Consider the following 14864-nt stretch of genomic DNA (forward strand, 5'->3'; position numbering starts at 1 on the left):
ATATAGGCTCAACAGGGTGATGAAATCTGACGTTGGTGCGGCCTATTCCAACCGGGCGGCGGAGTACGTCGCCTTGTTCGGGGAGGTCGAGCGGGCGCATGAGCAGGACCGGGAGCTAATTGGGCGCTGGGCGCAGGCTGTGCGCGGCCCTGTGATAGATGCCGGCTGTGGTCCCGGGCACTGGACTGATTTCCTCAAGGGCCTGGGGGCTGACGTCCAAGGTATCGATCTGGTGCAGGTGTTTGTCGAGCACGCCAGGAGCCGATTCCCGGATGTTCCATTCCGGGTCGCCTCGTTCGCTGACCTTGGAGTTCCGGATGGTCACCTTGGAGGCGTCCTCGCCTGGTACTCCCTGATTCACCTTTCGCCCCACGACCTCGAGGCCGCTCTCGACGAGTTCGGACGGAGCATCGCGCCCGGAGGAAGTCTCCTTTTGGGATTCTTCGAGGGACCTGACGGTGCGCCGTTTGCGCATGCCGTCGCAACGGCCTACTTCTTATCCCCAGAAGTGATGGCGGACAGGCTGGCAAGAGCCGGCTTCCAAGTTAGGGAAGTCTGCCGGCGGTCCGACCCCGGGGCGCGTTCACAAGCTGGAATAATCGCGTGCCGTATTGGGCCCGAAGAGCCGGACAACACGAAGTGAAGGCGAAGACTCCTCTGGGCCGGGCTGCAGCCTTGGCACTTCAAATGAACCCCAGCATGCTTGACTTGATGAGTGATCCGACGAGCGCGAACATCAGACCTGGAGTCGTTGCAGACCGTTGAGATTCTCGCTGGCGAGGCCTTTAGGGCCTTGGGGATGGACGCCATCGCGGACGATGATCCGCCGGCCCTGGATGAGCTGAGGCGTTACGCCGACGCTGGCCGGGCTTGGATCGCCGCCGATGCAATGGACCACCCGATTGCTTACATCCTCATTGATGAGATGGATGGGGCTGCGCACATCGCCCAGGTCACGGTGCATCCCCAACACGCACGACAGGGAATCGGCAAGGACCTGATCGAAGAAGCAGGACGGTGGGCTGCAAGCCACCGGTTCAGGGAGCTGACCCTGACGACCTTCCGCGATGTCCCATGGAATGGCCCGTATTACGCCCGGATTGGTTTCGTAGAGTTGCCGGAGTCATCGTGGTCTGAAGCAATGCGCCGCCTCGTCGAGACGGAGGCGCTTCAAGGTCTTGGCGCATGGCCCCGTGTTGTCATGCGGCGGGTCCTGCCGGCGGTGGAGTAGGCCTTCTGGCACGGTCCGCCCCGCAACTAGTTGTATTGACCTGAGAGGTTGGTGACGCGGCTGGCCGGTGTCTGACCTTTGAGGGCGGTGTGGGCTCGGTGGTGATTGTAGGCATGTAGCCAGTCGGGGAAAGCGGCGACACGCTCGGCCTCTGAGCGGTACGGGCGGATGTAGGCCCATTCCTCGAGCATGGTCCGGTTGAAGCGTTCGACCTTGCCGTTGGTTTGTGGCCGGTAGGGGCGGGTGCGTTTGTGCTTGATGTCCGGGCCCAGGGCTTCAGCGAAAGCGCGGGACCGGTAGCAGTTCCCGTTATCGGTCAAGACGCGCTGGACGGTGATTCCGTGGGCGTTGAACCAGGCGTTGGCCCGGGACCAGAAGGCTGCTGCTGTTTCCTTTTTCTCGTCGGTGAGGATCTCGCTGTAGGCAAGGCGTGAGTGGTCATCGACGGCGTTGTGGAGGTAGTGATAGCCGGGCCGGCGGTTGGCCGTGGTGCCGGTCTTGTTCTTCCACCCGGCGGTCCTGCCCAGGACCCGGTGTCCGCCGCCGTTGGGGATACGGCCGAGCTTTTTGATGTCGACGTGGACCAGGTCCCCGGGCTTGTCGTGTTCGTAGCGGCGGATCACCCTTCCGGTGCCGCGATCGAGCCAGGCCAGTTTCGCGAGCCGGTAGCGGGACAGCACACGATGGACAGTGGAGGGGTGGATGCCCAGCAGATAACCGATCCTGGCAGGGCCCCACCGGCGGTTCACACGCAGGGCGATGATCCGCCGCTCGGTACGCGTGGCAGTCCGCCGGGGCGAAGAGTGCGGGCGGCTGGAGCGGTCCTCCATTGCTTCCGGTCCATGCTCGCGGTAGCGCTCAGCCCAGCGCGCAGCGGTCGGGACCGAGACCTGGAACCGTTCCGCGGCCCGGCGCAGACTCCAACACTGGTCAACGACACACTGCGTGAGCTGCAGCCGGCCACGGGGCGTCAGAAGAGCGTTAGGGTGGGACATGAAGACCTCCGTGCGTGGAATTGGACTCTAGACAAGCCCCACTCCACCCGGAGGTCTTCTTCATGTCACCGAACCACGCCGAGCGTCACTAACGTCCGTGGTCAATACAACTAGTGTTTAGCCTGTGGAAGAGCGCGCTGCGAAGGAGCCAGGGCAGACAGTCGTCCTGAAATCAGGCGGTATGGCCTTTACCGTCAAGGTTCGCAACGGTGAGGCCATCCTGCCCAAGCGATTCCAGCCGGTACCAGCGCGTCGTCCGATCCGACGGAAGGCTGCCACCAAGACCGCGATCGTACGCCTAGCGGGATTCAACGCCAGTAGCGATTATGGCCCTCAAGCCGTGACGGAACGACTGGTTAATGCTCTCGGAAACAATGCTGTGGCAGCCCTCCTCGGCGTCAACAAAGACCGCCCGGGACGGTGGATCAAAGGGGAAGACACACCGAATGAAGAGAACCGGCTCCAACTAACGGACCTGAATTCCCTCATGGGCCACCTGCTGACGGCCTTCACCGCAGAACAGGGCCGCCTCTGGCTTGAGGGCCACAATGCCCAGCTCGGCGCTCGACCTATCGACGTTTACCGCCTCGAAGGGTCGGCTCCGGTGATCGAAGCCATGCAGGCCCATGGGCAAGGCACGTTCGCCTAGTTGGCGGATTGCTCCCATACGCTGGCAAGCTGCCGCCCCGTTGCTTTCATAATCAGGCGGCCATCAGGCGGCCTCGAAGTAGAGGTAGTCGCCGGCCGCCTCACGGAAGCCGAAGTCCATCCAGTACCGGCGCAGCTTCTTCCTGGCGGCCGCATGCTCGGGGGAGCCTTCCAACGGGGCGTCATCGTCCAGCAGGGGAGCGGCTTCCAGGATGACCAGTGCGGTGTTGCGGCCGACGGTATCCAGGATGGCCCGCAGCATGGCGTGGCCGGTGCGGCTGCCCCGGAACCTGGGCTCGACGGTCATGGAGGACAGCACGAGCAGGTCACCGCCAAGCCTCATGCTGGACTCCAGCAGCAGGGGTTTGTCGTTGACGAGCATCTCGGCGACGCCCATCATTTCCGAGTCGACCGCGTCCATCGTGTACAGCAGGTCGATGTCGCCGGCGCCGGGAACGATCCTGACGAACGCCCCGCCCACGTGGACATCCTCGCCGTCGCCGTCCTCGTCATCGCTCCAGTCAGTCCCGGTAACGGACACGGTCCAGTCCATCGGAAAGTCGCTCGGGTCGTGGTCCGGTCCGGGAACGCCACGGTACTCACAGTTGTAGTGGAAGGTCAGGTACTCGGGGTCAAGGGCAGGCATGGGCGGAACTTTCGGGTCGGGGCCGGGAGTCCTCCCCGAAGTCTATGTGTTCGCGCGGCGGCCCCGACGGCCTCATTGCGCAGGCCGGTAAGGTGAACGGCGAGGGGCTGCCCTTCTGGGTGTTGTGCTGGCATTGCATTACCGGGGAGGAGAGCAACCTCTTTGTCCACACCGGCGAGAACCGACACCGACAGAAAGGATAGGCCATCGTGGGTCTACATGACGAAGCGCCGCTGGACCAAGGATTGCTTGCTCAGGTGCTGGATGAGCGCCGCACGCATCCAGTCGAAGCCAAGCGCAGGCTGGAGCGTTTCGTGCGTTCCTTTGATGGAACACCTGCCCCATACGATGCCCAGGAGGTTTTGGCTGACTTCTACTTCCTTGAGGGCGACTTCGCCTCCGGCTACGCGCTGCTGGGAGAGCAGGCTACCCCGTCGCTCTATCTGACCCTGGCGGAGCATCTCAACCATCCCCCGTTGACAGCGTGGCAGGTGTTCAAATGGGCGGAGTATGGAATCACCAAGAAGGGTTTCGAGCACGTTGACGTCTTACTGGACGCGCTTCAAGTCCGGCTCGATGACTTTCATTCTTCTCATGGCGTGAGTCTTGTCCAGGAGTTCTGGACGCGGATAACTGCCGACGGACCTGTGGACGACATTGCGGCCACCATCGAAGGTGACGTGGCGCCGCGCGTTACAGGAGAGTCCGTGCGGTCTATCCTCGCGGACGCGCTGGAAGCCACCTCGTCGGCGGAGCCGCTCCGTGCATTCGAAGGGTTCCAAGGATATGAGGAGCCAATCCAGTGGCCGCGGCCTTGGGTTGCCTGGAGTCTGCACTTTATCCTCCTTCATGCCAAGTTTCGGATCCTCGTCCGGGACGCTGAAAATGCCGCCCGCGACGCAGCCAAAATACCCCGCGTAGGGGAGGGGTGGGTCTCGGAGATGGCGCTCCTGCGCGAAATCCAAGCAGCCTTTCCGGACGAACGGGTAGTCCACCAGGGCCGCCCTGGTTGGCTGGCGCCCCAGAGTCTCGACATTTATCTCCCTAAGCGCAACATCGGAATCGAATACCAAGGCGCCCAGCACGCAGGGCCGGTGGAGTACTTCGGCGGTGCCAAGGCGTTCGAGCTGCAGCAGGAACGTGACGCCCGGAAGTCAGGCCTCTGCGACGCGTTCGGTTGCCAGCTCATTGAGGTGCATCCTGGCTATCGGATCGAAGAAGTGGTGGCGCACGTGAAGAACGCCATCAGCAAGGTTGGCGGCTGACCCGCCCCGCTGAAGAGACCCCCGGCCGACTAACGGGGCGAACTGCCAGACCGGGGGCTGGCCCCAAGGTGGCCGGCCCGGAAGTTCAAGGGATTTCACGTCCAAAATCAGAACAAGCTATTGGCCCGTTCAGGGCTTCGTGGGGGGCAGTTGCGGGCTCGCTTGTGCGCCCGTGGCCGGGAAGTCTCGGAGCACGGAGGCTATGGCTCGAACAGCGTTGGGATCGGTTGTCCAAGGCCGCCCGGTCCGTGTACAGGCGCTGAATCTGAGGACTTTCGAGTCTTTTGCAGCCTCTGTCAATTCAGCCCAGGCTGCTTCGAGATCCTCCTGCTCGGCCGCCGAAGGTCAGTTACCCGGACTCTTATCTGAAGCGGCCCGGTGGGTGGTCAGAATGGACTATCTGGATGCTGGCGGCGGGTGGCGTCAGTAAGCCCAGTTCATAAGCCCGTCGTACTGCCATCAGCCGATCACCGACGTCGAGTTTGCGGTAGATGTTTTCCAGGTGCTTTTCAGCGGTGCGGGGCGAAATGCTCAGCCGCCTCGCCAGGCTCTGTGCCGTCAGGCCGTTGCTGAGCAGGGACATTATGGCCATCTCACGGACGGTCAGCCTGCAAGCAGAAGCCGGCACGAATGTCCTGTCACCGTTTGACGCCAATTCAAGATGGCGGGCCACTCCGGTCAGGATGGGTTGCAGCAACGAGGCCAGGTCGAGTTCCTGATCGGTGAAGTCACGATCGGATCGCTGCACGAGGAAGGAATTGAGGTCAGCCCCGCCGCCTTGTAGCGGTATGGATAGCTGATGGTTGATATTCCAAGGCCCGGCTAATTCATCCCAGGTCCGCTTGAGGCTGTTGCTGGCCAGAGTGTCAGGGACGCGCCACAGCGACTGCGGCCCTCTCTGCCCGGTGAACGAGTGCCAACGCAGCAGCGGTTGGTGTCTGTGGTCATAATCTCCTGGCGGCTCATTGGGGATGTAGTTCCGGGGCCAGCACTCGAGGATTTGGTTTGCCCACTTATGCCGAACCTGGTTTCGCGTGGCGCATACGCCGTTGAAAGACCGCATGAGGAGATCGAGGAGCTGCTCCTCGTGCCGCATGGATACGCCAGCCGGCTGTTGAAGGATGTCTCCAACGAGCTCCAGCCATGTGCGGTACTGTGCCTCGTTACACTCCACCCGCGCATTTTAGACCCGCATGCATCTTGGACGACACAGGAAATTGAACCGTCCCGGGAATCATGCCGCCTGTTTGTTGGCGGCGTCGTCGGGTAACGGGCCGGTTTGTAGATCATAATATGTCTGCTCATATTCCTCTGGCGTCTGGTGATCCAGGGCGGAATGCAGGCGTAACGGATCTTCGGGACGTGCACGCCTCTTGCCAACCAGTCCGCGCCGAGCGCTAAGCTAATCCAAAGGGGGGAAATGACGACGAAGCCTAAGGACCGTAGCGGGGCGTTGGCCGACCCCAGCATCCGCGTCCTCGCTTGGATCGTCGGCATAGTGGTGCTCGGCATTGGCGCTATGTTCATCTCCAGTCAACTAGGCGTGTCTTGGGGGTCTAACGGAGATCGACCGACTAGCGCCTCTCGTCCGTCCGTCCAAGCCTCTCGTCCGTCCGTTCAAGCCTCTCGTCCGCCCGTCCAACATTATGCTGAAGGCTACGTGCCCACCGACCAGGAGATCGAAGAGGCGCAACAAGAGTCGTGGGAGAAAGTCTTCGGTAAGCGGTGGTCATGTTTCTACGACCCGACCATGAACGAGAATTGGCACGACGACGTGCGCTGCACTAGCGGAGCAAAATCATATCGCCCCATCCTTCTCGCCGACTGGGGGTTTGTGACCGAAGAAGACATGCGCGCGGCCGGTCAAGACTATGAGAACCACCTAAACTCCGGCGTCAAGCCCTAAGAGGTTCCGCCGGTAGGTGGGGTCGTGCTGGATTTAACGGCGCAGGCACAAGCTTTGATAAACACGTGTTTGTCTAGAACCAGTGTTGCCTCGGGAAGCTTGTGCCTGTCGTCCCATTACCCGTCATGAATCCCCTCTGGGCCCAATTCGAGGCCCTGCTTCCGCCCGTGATCGACACCCATCCTTTGGGGTGCCACCGGCCCCGGGTGTCGGACCGGGTCGTGTTCGACAAGCTTGTCCAGGTCCTCGTGCTCGGGATCATGCACGAGAAGATCGCCGATACGTCCTCCCAAACGAACGCTGTGTAAGGACGGGGGCTAAATCCGCACCGCGGTCAGTTGCCCCTGAAGATCAGCTGTTCTACCTGCTCGGGTTCAATGCTGAGGTCTTGTGCCCATTCGGTCTTACAAGCCGTGTACTTGCGATAGCTGCCGGCGCTGTGCCAGGTAAGCCACAGAGTGAACCGTCCCGGGAATCATTCCGCCTGTTTGTTGGCGGCGTCGTCGGGTAACGGGCCGGTTTGTAGATCATAATATGTCTGCTCATATTCCTCTGGCGTCTGGTGATCCAGGGCGGAATGCAGGCGTTCATTGTTGTACCAGTGGACCCACTCGAAGACGATTTCCATCACGTCGGTTTCGGTCTTCAACGCCCCGCTGCGGAACGGTGAGTCCTTCGCGACGGCCTCGTTCTTGAACAACCCCATCACCGTCTCGGCGGCTGCATTGTCATAAGCATCACCCACGCTGCCAATGGACGGTTCCAGGCCCTCCAGGGCCAGGGTGTCCGTGTAACGGATCGAGGTGTACTGGCTTCCCGCATCTGAGTGGTGGATCAGTCCCGCCGGTGCCGGGCGGCCGGTGTGTTCGCGCCGTCACAGGGCCATCCGCAGGCAGTGCTCGACGAACGCGGAGTCCTTGACGGTTGAGGTTTCCCAGCCGACGATCGCCCGGGAGTAGAGGTCGATGACCAGGGCGACGTAGACGAATCCGGAGTAGACCGGGACGTAGGTGAAATCAGTGACCCAGATCTGGTTCGGGGACGGGGCGGTGAAGTCCCGATTTAGCAGATCGCCGGCTCGGCGGCCGTCTTTGCCGGGGATTGTGGTGCGGGTCTTGCGTCCTCTGATGAGGCCGTTCATTCCCTCTTCGCGCATGAGCCGGTCCACGGCGTGTTTGGAGGCTTCCGGGAAGCCGTTACGGCGCAGCCACTGTGTCATTTTCCGCCGTCCGTAGATGATCTCGGGCCGGGGTCGTCCCTTCGCGTCGGGGACTTTCAAGGCCCGGAGCGCATCGGTGATGCGGGCGTCTTCGATGGTGCGCAGGGCTGGCAGGCGTTTCTTCCACGCCCGGTAGGTTCGTGCGGCGACCTGAACGCCCTGCTCCCGCAGGACGGCACAGATCGACTCGACCGCATAACCAACAGCGCGCATTTCGTCGATAAATCGACAAATCAGCGGCGGCGAGGGTCGAGTTCCCTCGCGAAGAAAATCGAAGCCTGTTTGAGGATCTCGTTGGACTCTTTCAAGTCCCGCACCTCAGCCCGGAGCCGCTTGATCTCCTCCAGCTCATCACGGCTGGGCCCGGTCTTCTCACCGGCATCGATCTGGGCCTGGACAACCCACCGGCGCAACGATTCAGCGCCGACCCCGAGCTTCGGCGCCAGTGCCTTGCAAGCAGCATAGACAGACGGGTATTCGGACAACCGATCCATGGTCATGCGCACTGCACGGTCACGGACTTCGGGCGGGAACTGCTTGGGCACAATCACTATCTTTCTCACAGAAGATAGCGGCATCAAACCCGGGACGGTTCAAACTGCCTGCGCCCGCTGGCATTGGAGCTTTCGGGGGTACGTAAGAATGCGTATGGGACCAGCCGAGCTGCGTAAATATTCTGGGTGAGAGCAGGGTCCGGGAACCCTGGGTTATCCGCAGTCCTGAACGGGACCGCAGTCAGGGCCTGGCCCGTAACCATTCCGGCGTGCGGTCTCCTTCGCTGGGCACGTCACCAATGAAGCTGTACAGCTTCACAGCACTGGAGATCGCCATGAGCACAAGAATGCGGCGCCTGGCGCCCGCGGGAATGCTGACGGCACTGCTGCTAGCTGCCTCCCAACCGTCGTGGGCGGCAGACTTCGGGCCGGTCACAGGCCTGCAGGGGTGTCCGGACTTTACAATCTCGGTCAGCGGGACAGGTGGTAATCAGGTCACCCGAGTCATCAAAACCAAGAACGGATTCACGCGTTCTGTGACCGGCGGTGACGGTTTCATCCTGACCTTCAAAAACGAGTCGACAGGCAAGTCGATCCAAGTTCCGACGAACGGGTCTGTAACAACTGCGACGGTGGCGCCTGACGGGTCAACGACATTCAAACTGACCGGCCAGAACGTTTTCATCTTCTTCGGTACGGACACCGGTGGCGCCCGCACGGTTCTTTACACCGGCAACGCAGTCATCGCTAACGACCCGTCCGGCAAATCGACATTCCAGAGCCTGTCCGGCAAGCAGCAAAACCTGTGCCCCGCCCTCGCTGCCCCCTAGCGGTGCCATGGACAGCGCGATCCCTAGGCGCTGGGATCCTACTGAACCTTTGTCTGGGAGCCAGGCTGTCTGGTTTCTCGACGTCCCCCAACAATGCTTATCGGGCCCTGGGTCCCTATTGTTTTGATTGAAGGAAGAAAACGATGACACGAGAATTCCAAGAGGAATTGGTCACCACGAATGCTTCTGTTCCAGATCCTGGACGACTGGTCATGAGCAGAAGGCAGACGATGATAAGTGGTGCCGGATTGCTGGGTACTGCCCTGGCCGGCTTCACTGCCGAACCGGCAGCCGCGGCTACATGGCAGCGCGTTCCTGGGTCACTCAAGCACGTTTCCGTGGCCTCGAACGGGTCCGTTTGGGGAGTCAACCAATCGGACGAAATCTATCGTCGGAGCGGAAACGTCTGGATTCGCGAGGCCGGGCACTTGAAGCAAGTTTCGGTTGGCAGCGGTTCCCTAATCTGGGGGGTCAACGCGAACAATGCCGTCTACCATCGCAGGAACAACGCCTGGGAGCAAATACTCGGGCGGTCCTTGGCTCAGGTGTCGGTGGGTGCCGACGGCACGGTATGGGGTATCAGTGCAGCGTCCCTGATCTACAGATTCGTTGGGACTGGCTGGTCTCAGGTCCCAGGGACTCTGAGGCAGATCTCCGTTGGCAGTGCCTCTCAAATCTGGGGCGTCGGTGCCCTCGGCCGGATATACCGTCGCAGGGGGAACGCATGGGAGCTTGTCGCGGGAACGCTGGCGCAAGTGGCTGTTGCCCCGGACGGAACAGTGTGGGGGGTCGACGCCTTCAACAGGATCTACCGCCGAAATCAGCGACAGGGCCACTGGGTGCGGATTGATGGTCGCTTGAAGCAAATCTCGGTCGGCAGCGCCACCCGAGTATGGGGCGTAACACCAGAGAACAGAATCTACCGTTTCGTTTGACAGGGGCGCCATCCGTTCAGCGATGTTACCGCACTATAGAACAAGAACAACGTCACGGAGTGGGCGCCATGTTCATGGTGCCCTCTCTCGTCTCATGAACTCTAGGTTGATGCGACCTGTTTGAGGATGTCGGGTAAGCGGACGCACGAAAGCGATTCTGGAAGACCATGAGCACAATGAGCGGTACGTGCTATCTGTTATTCGCCCGCAATCCTCTTTGGCCGAGAGTCAGACCAGCGCCGACTACGCGTCGTCCCTTGACTCGTTCCGTTTCGGCTTTAGGTACAAGCCCTGAGCGGTAGTTCGCTCAAGGATGCGTTTGGAAGGGGGTGCTGTGGGGCCGCCGGGTCAGCCGCATTGGAGCTTGTTGTCCCCTGACTCCCGGGAGTTACTCAGGATCCGACCGTAGTAGGAGGTGCCCGAGATTGCCTTGCAGGCGGCATCCGGGGTCGACTCTACGGAGTAGACCACATACACATATGCGCCTTCGCTGTTGGCAGTTGATGGGCCGGTGAATGCCCGGCAGCTGAGGTCGGTGCGCATGTAGGAAGACCCGGGGTGGGCCTGCAGAAGCTTTTCAACCTCGGCGGCATCCGTTGCACTGTTCCACGAGGTGCCGTAGACGATCATGACGCTGTCGTCGCAGGTTGGATAGGAAATCGGTGTGCTGATGCCCAGGTCGCCCGGGGATTCGAGCGACGATGAGGTGCCAGCCTCCCACTGGGTGGTCGGTTCGTTGAAGGTCTTGGACGCCGTGGTGATGGTGACGGTGCCCTGTCCGTACGAATATTCAGTACCATCGGGCGCGGTGGCGCTGAACGAGCTGGCGTCGGACCGCGCCGGCAAGGTGACATTGCCGCCGACGTCCTTGGCCATGCTGATGAGTCTCGGGGAGCCGTCAATGGAGCACAATGCCCCGCGGTAAGTCGCAGAACCGGCCAGCCAGAGGAGCACTCCGCGATTCTGGCAGAAGGCCCGATCCGCGTCGCTGACAGGCGTGGACGAAGCCGGCTGCGGAACGGCACCTGGCCCGTCCGCGGCTGGAGTGCTCTCTTGCGGGGTTGAAAACGTGGTGTCGGAGCTGTAAATAGGCTGGGACGTATCCGCCGGTGCCGAATTGTACGGCTGCGGGGTGCTGTTGTAGTACGGGGTAGGCGCGGAATAGCCCCCGCCAGCGTTCCCGTAAGCGCTCACAGCGTTCTGGGCGTTCAAGGCCATCACCCACAACACTCCGACGGCCGCCAAGGCGACCACAATTGAGAGGTAGGAAATCCAGAGACCTGCGAGGGCCAGGCCGCGTCCACGCTCTCCCGTCCGTTTGATCTGGCTCAGCGCTACGTGCCCGAAGATGATCGACAAGAGTGTCATGAAGAACGAGAGCACCAGCGACGCAATCGCGAAGGGGTTGGTCCTGGGCGGGGCCGCATATGACTGTGGGGCGTAGCCGGTGGGCGCCCGGTCCGGGAGTGACGGGTACCTGTCCGTGTCATGGAAACCGGGACGGCCGCGTTCTAAGTGGTCGTTGTGCATGGTTCAGTACCCCCTGTAGGAAACGGCTGCGACAATGGCGCCGATGAGGACGATGGCGACCAGCGCGGTCCCAATGTAGCCAAGGATGAGCCCTGCAGTTGCCAGGCCGTTCCCTTGTTCCCCGGTGCGCCTGATCTGCGCCTTGGCGAGGTGGCCGAAGATGACAGCCAGGAGCGACCCGCCAAGTACACCAAGGATCAGAGACGTGATGGCGAACCCGTTCGTGCCAGTGTGGCCAGGCGGTCCGTACACCGGCTCCCTGTACTGAGCGGTAATGACGGGCGATGCGCTGGTTTCGATGCCCGCAGCACGGCGCTCCGCAATGGTCATGCGGCCGTCCCGCCTTGAGGTCTTAACCGGGGCGACGTTATCGACTGGAGACGCCTTGATGGTTGTTCCGCAGGTACTGCAGGAACTCGCCGAGGAGGCGCTGGGCGTGTGACAGTTCGGGCATTTCATATGGTTCCCCCACGTTTGGCGTCCTGGCGGGCCGAAGCTCCTGCGCGAGTTGAGCTGCGATGAGAATGCACGGAGGCGGCATCTACCGGAACCATGCGGATCAAGTGATGATGCGGAATGGCAGCGGGTAGCGGTATGGCTCGCCCCTGTTCGCGGCCAAGCCCGCGAGGATCGAGAACACGATCAAGGCCACCCAAAGCCCGAAAATTGCCAGGCTGAACAGCAGGCCGATGAACGGAATCAGGGAGAAAATGATACAGACCAGGTTGGCCGCCGCGATGGTGATTTGGAAGTTGAGCGCCTCGGCTGACTCCTGCTTGGCGAACCGGCCCCTGTCCTTGAAAACCAGGTAGATCACCAGTGCCGGAATGAAGCCGGTGACCCCTCCGAGGTGAGCGAAGGTAGCCCACTGTTTGTCCTCATAGGGGTTCAGCTGGTGCGAGGGCGGGGCTACCGGGGGCCGGTAAAGGGAGCCGCTCCAGGCAACTCCTGACGGTGCCGGCGGGTAAGGCGGTACCGGCGGCTGCTCGGGGTATGACTCGGGTGCGTGGTTGCTCATCGTAGGTCCTGTTCAGGTCGTACTTGCGGTTCAGTGTTGCCTGCTACCTGAAACAGGTCGATACCCTCCCCCTCAGGTAAGACTGAGATTAGGAGCCGTTGCTCAGGATCACATCACGATTCTGGATTGTGTCGTTCGATTGCTTCGCTATTGTCTTGCCGGTACCGGCCGCACGCCCGGCAGGCTGATCCGCCGAGGGCAGGAGAACAGCCTAGGGGTTGGCGGGCATGGGCAGGGGTATGCCCTGGATCTTCTTCCCTGAGGCGTCGGTGACCGAGCCGCCGAAGGGTCCCTGGTTGAGGCGGAAGGCGGTGATGTTCTTCATGTTGCCCGCCGGGTGGTTCGGGGTGTAAACACCGCTGATTGCGACCGCAACGGGAACGGGCCCCCACTGGTCGCCTGCGTCGCTCCACTTTGGATTAATCATGAATCCGCCCGACATCAGGCCATCGCAATCCCCACCACTGCTGTAGCCGACCCCCATGACCGCGAAGTCCGTGTCAATGGAGGGGTCGGGATCGGACCAGACGCCACTTCGGCCTCCTGTGTTTCCTACCCACTGCCAAGTGGTCGGCTCGGGACGGAATCCGTTGGATTTGTTTTGGATGGTCAGGGTGCCGAAGACGAAATAGGAGGTATCAGTTTTAAGGGTGTAGTTGGTGATCATGTCATTAGCGGGATTGACATCGTTGCACGGGTTCTCGCCTGTACCGCCGACGGCCGCCCAGCCTTGGCTCAATGCCGCACGGTCACTGCCCTTGTATCCCGGGTAGAGCGTGAGGGTGGCTTCCTGGGCGTAGCCTTGGCTGCTTTTGACTGTGACGATGTACTTTTTGGCCGGTCCCAGCACCGGAGGTGCAGGGGTTTCGGTCGGAGTCGGGGTGACGGACATGGCGGCCGGGTCAGGAGCGGAGCTGCTGGCCGGTGCAACGGCGGTTGCGGGACTGCCCGTCGAACTGGGGCTCCCGCATCCGGATAAGGCTGTCATCACCGTCACGGCTAAGGCGCAACCAGCACGCAGAACGAATTTTGAAGACGCGGTCTTCCTGTCGATGGTTGCCATGGTCAGGGTCCTGTCTGAGGTGGATGTTTGGGTCAGGCTGGAAGGGACAGATTGCGGCGTAGTCACGGGCCCTTCAGGACAGCGCAGCCCTGATGTGGTCGGAGAATTTCTTCAGCGGCGGGTAGCCGGCGGCATCCTTGGGGCCAATCGGGATGAACACCAGCAGCTTGGGCTGACTGGTCAGATATGTTCCCGGGACGAGCAGCACGGTGTTGTCGCCGGCGTTTCCGGACTGGTTGTAGACAATCCCAAAGGTCATAACGTCCAGAAAGCCAGCCCGCTTCACGGTGTAAGTGATCGATTTGTTGGCGTCGACTTCGCCTTCGTGGACCTTGGTGAGAGTTCCGGAAGCCGCTGAGGCGGCTTGAAGCCCCAGTGCCCGGATCCGGTCGAAGGACTTGGGCGTGTGCAGGATGAGCTTCGTTGCTTCGATCTTGTCGTCAATGGCTGCCATTGTCGTTTCCTGTCTGTGGTGAAGGGGCGCTGTTGGGCAGGCGGATTTGAGACTCCACAACAGGGTGGGGAATCCAGCGGCCCCCCATATCTTGCCGCTGGATTCCCGGTTCTGGTGTGGTGTTGAAAGCGGCTAGAGCCGCTTCATCGAGTACAGGCGTGCTCCGGATCCGTCGTAGACGGTGGCCGAGTCGTTGCCGTTGAATTCGACCTGGTAGGAAGCCTCGTTAGGCGGCTGGGTTACGACGAGCGAGTAGTGGCCGTTTGAGCCCTTCTTGTCGGACAGGGAACAGGACATTCCTCCGCCGATGTCCAGTGGTTTGCCGCCCGAATAGAACATCCCGCGGCAGGCGCCCGCATCGTTGATGACCTTCGTCCCCGTGCCGTCGTCCGCTGACCAGTGCCCTGTCAGCTCCGGCGCCCCGCTGCATCCGGTCAGCGTCATTCCGGCTCCGAGAAGGACAGCGGCTGCGGACAGCGCGCGAACAGTTTTCCCTGACACCATGGCCTGCCTTTCAATTCGTGGATCCCCTGGGCCGGGGTACTGCCCCGAGACTAGATCGGGGCAGAGTGATGGCGGTTGTTCTTGATCTGATGGGGGGCCAGTTGTCACCGGAACTGTGGACAGCGG

16 protein-coding genes and 2 pseudogenes are annotated in these 14864 nt (G+C 61.5%); 8 read left to right on the forward strand and 10 right to left on the reverse strand.

The genetic code is table 11. From position 1 onward, the window contains the following. Positions 1 to 19: 19 nt before the first annotated feature. Both ACFTSA_RS13620 and ACFTSA_RS13625 read left to right on the forward strand, forming a co-directional pair. Positions 20 to 643 (forward strand): class I SAM-dependent DNA methyltransferase, encoded by a 624-nt coding sequence (locus ACFTSA_RS13620; protein ID WP_377952051.1) that lies wholly within the window; start codon positions 20 to 22, stop codon positions 641 to 643. Between the two features lie 156 nt (positions 644 to 799). Then, entirely contained in the window at positions 800 to 1231 is a 432-nt protein-coding gene (locus ACFTSA_RS13625; protein WP_377951934.1) for a GNAT family N-acetyltransferase, read from the forward strand. A 26-nt stretch (positions 1232 to 1257) separates the two neighbouring features. Here the strand turns inward: ACFTSA_RS13625 and ACFTSA_RS13630 are convergent, their stop codons facing one another. Continuing rightward, positions 1258 to 2226, reverse strand: a complete 969-nt coding sequence (locus ACFTSA_RS13630; RefSeq protein WP_377951935.1) for an IS481 family transposase — start codon at positions 2224 to 2226, stop codon at positions 1258 to 1260. 124 nt (positions 2227 to 2350) lie between these two features. Between ACFTSA_RS13630 and ACFTSA_RS13635 the strand changes: the two genes are divergently transcribed. Next, complete coding sequence (locus tag ACFTSA_RS13635) at positions 2351 to 2875, forward strand: hypothetical protein (RefSeq protein WP_377951937.1); 525 nt, start codon at positions 2351 to 2353, stop codon at positions 2873 to 2875. A 63-nt stretch (positions 2876 to 2938) separates the two neighbouring features. On the opposite strand, the gene ACFTSA_RS13640 is transcribed toward ACFTSA_RS13635, so the two are convergent. Next, positions 2939 to 3520: a hypothetical protein gene (locus ACFTSA_RS13640; protein WP_377951939.1), complete on the reverse strand. Its 582-nt coding sequence runs from the start codon at positions 3518 to 3520 to the stop codon at positions 2939 to 2941. Positions 3521 to 3729: 209 nt separating this feature from the next. Between ACFTSA_RS13640 and ACFTSA_RS13645 the strand changes: the two genes are divergently transcribed. Beyond that, complete coding sequence (locus ACFTSA_RS13645; protein ID WP_377951940.1) at positions 3730 to 4785, forward strand: hypothetical protein; 1056 nt, start codon at positions 3730 to 3732, stop codon at positions 4783 to 4785. Between the two features lie 361 nt (positions 4786 to 5146). Here the strand turns inward: ACFTSA_RS13645 and ACFTSA_RS13650 are convergent, their stop codons facing one another. Further along, positions 5147 to 5959 (reverse strand): LuxR C-terminal-related transcriptional regulator, encoded by an 813-nt coding sequence (locus tag ACFTSA_RS13650; RefSeq protein WP_377951943.1) that lies wholly within the window; start codon positions 5957 to 5959, stop codon positions 5147 to 5149. Positions 5960 to 6445: 486 nt separating this feature from the next. On the opposite strand from ACFTSA_RS13650, the gene ACFTSA_RS13655 reads away from it, so the two are divergent. Both ACFTSA_RS13655 and ACFTSA_RS13660 read left to right on the forward strand, forming a co-directional pair. Continuing rightward, entirely contained in the window at positions 6446 to 6691 is a 246-nt protein-coding gene (locus tag ACFTSA_RS13655; protein WP_377951945.1) for a hypothetical protein, read from the forward strand. A gap of 101 nt (positions 6692 to 6792) precedes the next feature. Next, positions 6793 to 6978, forward strand: a pseudogene (locus ACFTSA_RS13660) (IS5/IS1182 family transposase); the annotation flags it as partial. A 188-nt stretch (positions 6979 to 7166) separates the two neighbouring features. Here the strand turns inward: ACFTSA_RS13660 and ACFTSA_RS13665 are convergent. After that, a pseudogene (locus ACFTSA_RS13665) lies at positions 7167 to 8455 on the reverse strand (IS3 family transposase). A 248-nt stretch (positions 8456 to 8703) separates the two neighbouring features. Between ACFTSA_RS13665 and ACFTSA_RS13670 the strand changes: the two are divergent. Both ACFTSA_RS13670 and ACFTSA_RS13675 read left to right on the forward strand, forming a co-directional pair. Beyond that, a complete protein-coding gene (locus ACFTSA_RS13670; protein ID WP_377951946.1) occupies positions 8704 to 9234 on the forward strand; it encodes a hypothetical protein in 531 nt (176 codons plus the stop codon). A 230-nt stretch (positions 9235 to 9464) separates the two neighbouring features. Further along, the gene (locus tag ACFTSA_RS13675; RefSeq protein WP_377952052.1) at positions 9465 to 10169 is read left to right on the forward strand and encodes a tectonin domain-containing protein; all 705 of its coding nucleotides are present in this window, start codon (positions 9465 to 9467) and stop codon (positions 10167 to 10169) included. A 348-nt stretch (positions 10170 to 10517) separates the two neighbouring features. On the opposite strand, the gene ACFTSA_RS13680 is transcribed toward ACFTSA_RS13675, so the two are convergent. The 6 genes from ACFTSA_RS13680 to ACFTSA_RS13705 all read right to left on the reverse strand — a co-directional run bounded on the left by ACFTSA_RS13680 (position 10518) and on the right by ACFTSA_RS13705 (position 14678). Continuing rightward, positions 10518 to 11699 carry a DUF4190 domain-containing protein gene (locus ACFTSA_RS13680; protein ID WP_377951948.1) on the reverse strand — a complete coding sequence of 394 codons (1182 nt, stop codon included), beginning with the start codon at positions 11697 to 11699 and terminating at the stop codon, positions 10518 to 10520. Between the two features lie 3 nt (positions 11700 to 11702). After that, positions 11703 to 12029: a DUF4190 domain-containing protein gene (locus ACFTSA_RS13685; RefSeq protein ID WP_377951949.1), complete on the reverse strand. Its 327-nt coding sequence runs from the start codon at positions 12027 to 12029 to the stop codon at positions 11703 to 11705. 229 nt (positions 12030 to 12258) lie between these two features. Further along, complete coding sequence (locus ACFTSA_RS13690; RefSeq protein ID WP_377922839.1) at positions 12259 to 12717, reverse strand: DUF4870 domain-containing protein; 459 nt, start codon at positions 12715 to 12717, stop codon at positions 12259 to 12261. 211 nt (positions 12718 to 12928) lie between these two features. After that, the gene (locus tag ACFTSA_RS13695) at positions 12929 to 13780 is read right to left on the reverse strand and encodes a hypothetical protein (RefSeq protein ID WP_377922838.1); all 852 of its coding nucleotides are present in this window, start codon (positions 13778 to 13780) and stop codon (positions 12929 to 12931) included. A 73-nt stretch (positions 13781 to 13853) separates the two neighbouring features. Continuing rightward, a complete protein-coding gene (locus ACFTSA_RS13700) occupies positions 13854 to 14234 on the reverse strand; it encodes a hypothetical protein (protein ID WP_377922837.1) in 381 nt (126 codons plus the stop codon). A 132-nt stretch (positions 14235 to 14366) separates the two neighbouring features. Next, positions 14367 to 14678 carry a hypothetical protein gene (locus ACFTSA_RS13705; protein WP_377951951.1) on the reverse strand — a complete coding sequence of 104 codons (312 nt, stop codon included), beginning with the start codon at positions 14676 to 14678 and terminating at the stop codon, positions 14367 to 14369. Between the last annotated feature and the right edge of the window lie 186 nt (positions 14679 to 14864).

It is taken from the genome of Arthrobacter sp. NPDC057013, assembly GCF_042674585.1.
Lineage (GTDB): Bacteria > Actinomycetota > Actinomycetes > Actinomycetales > Micrococcaceae > Arthrobacter.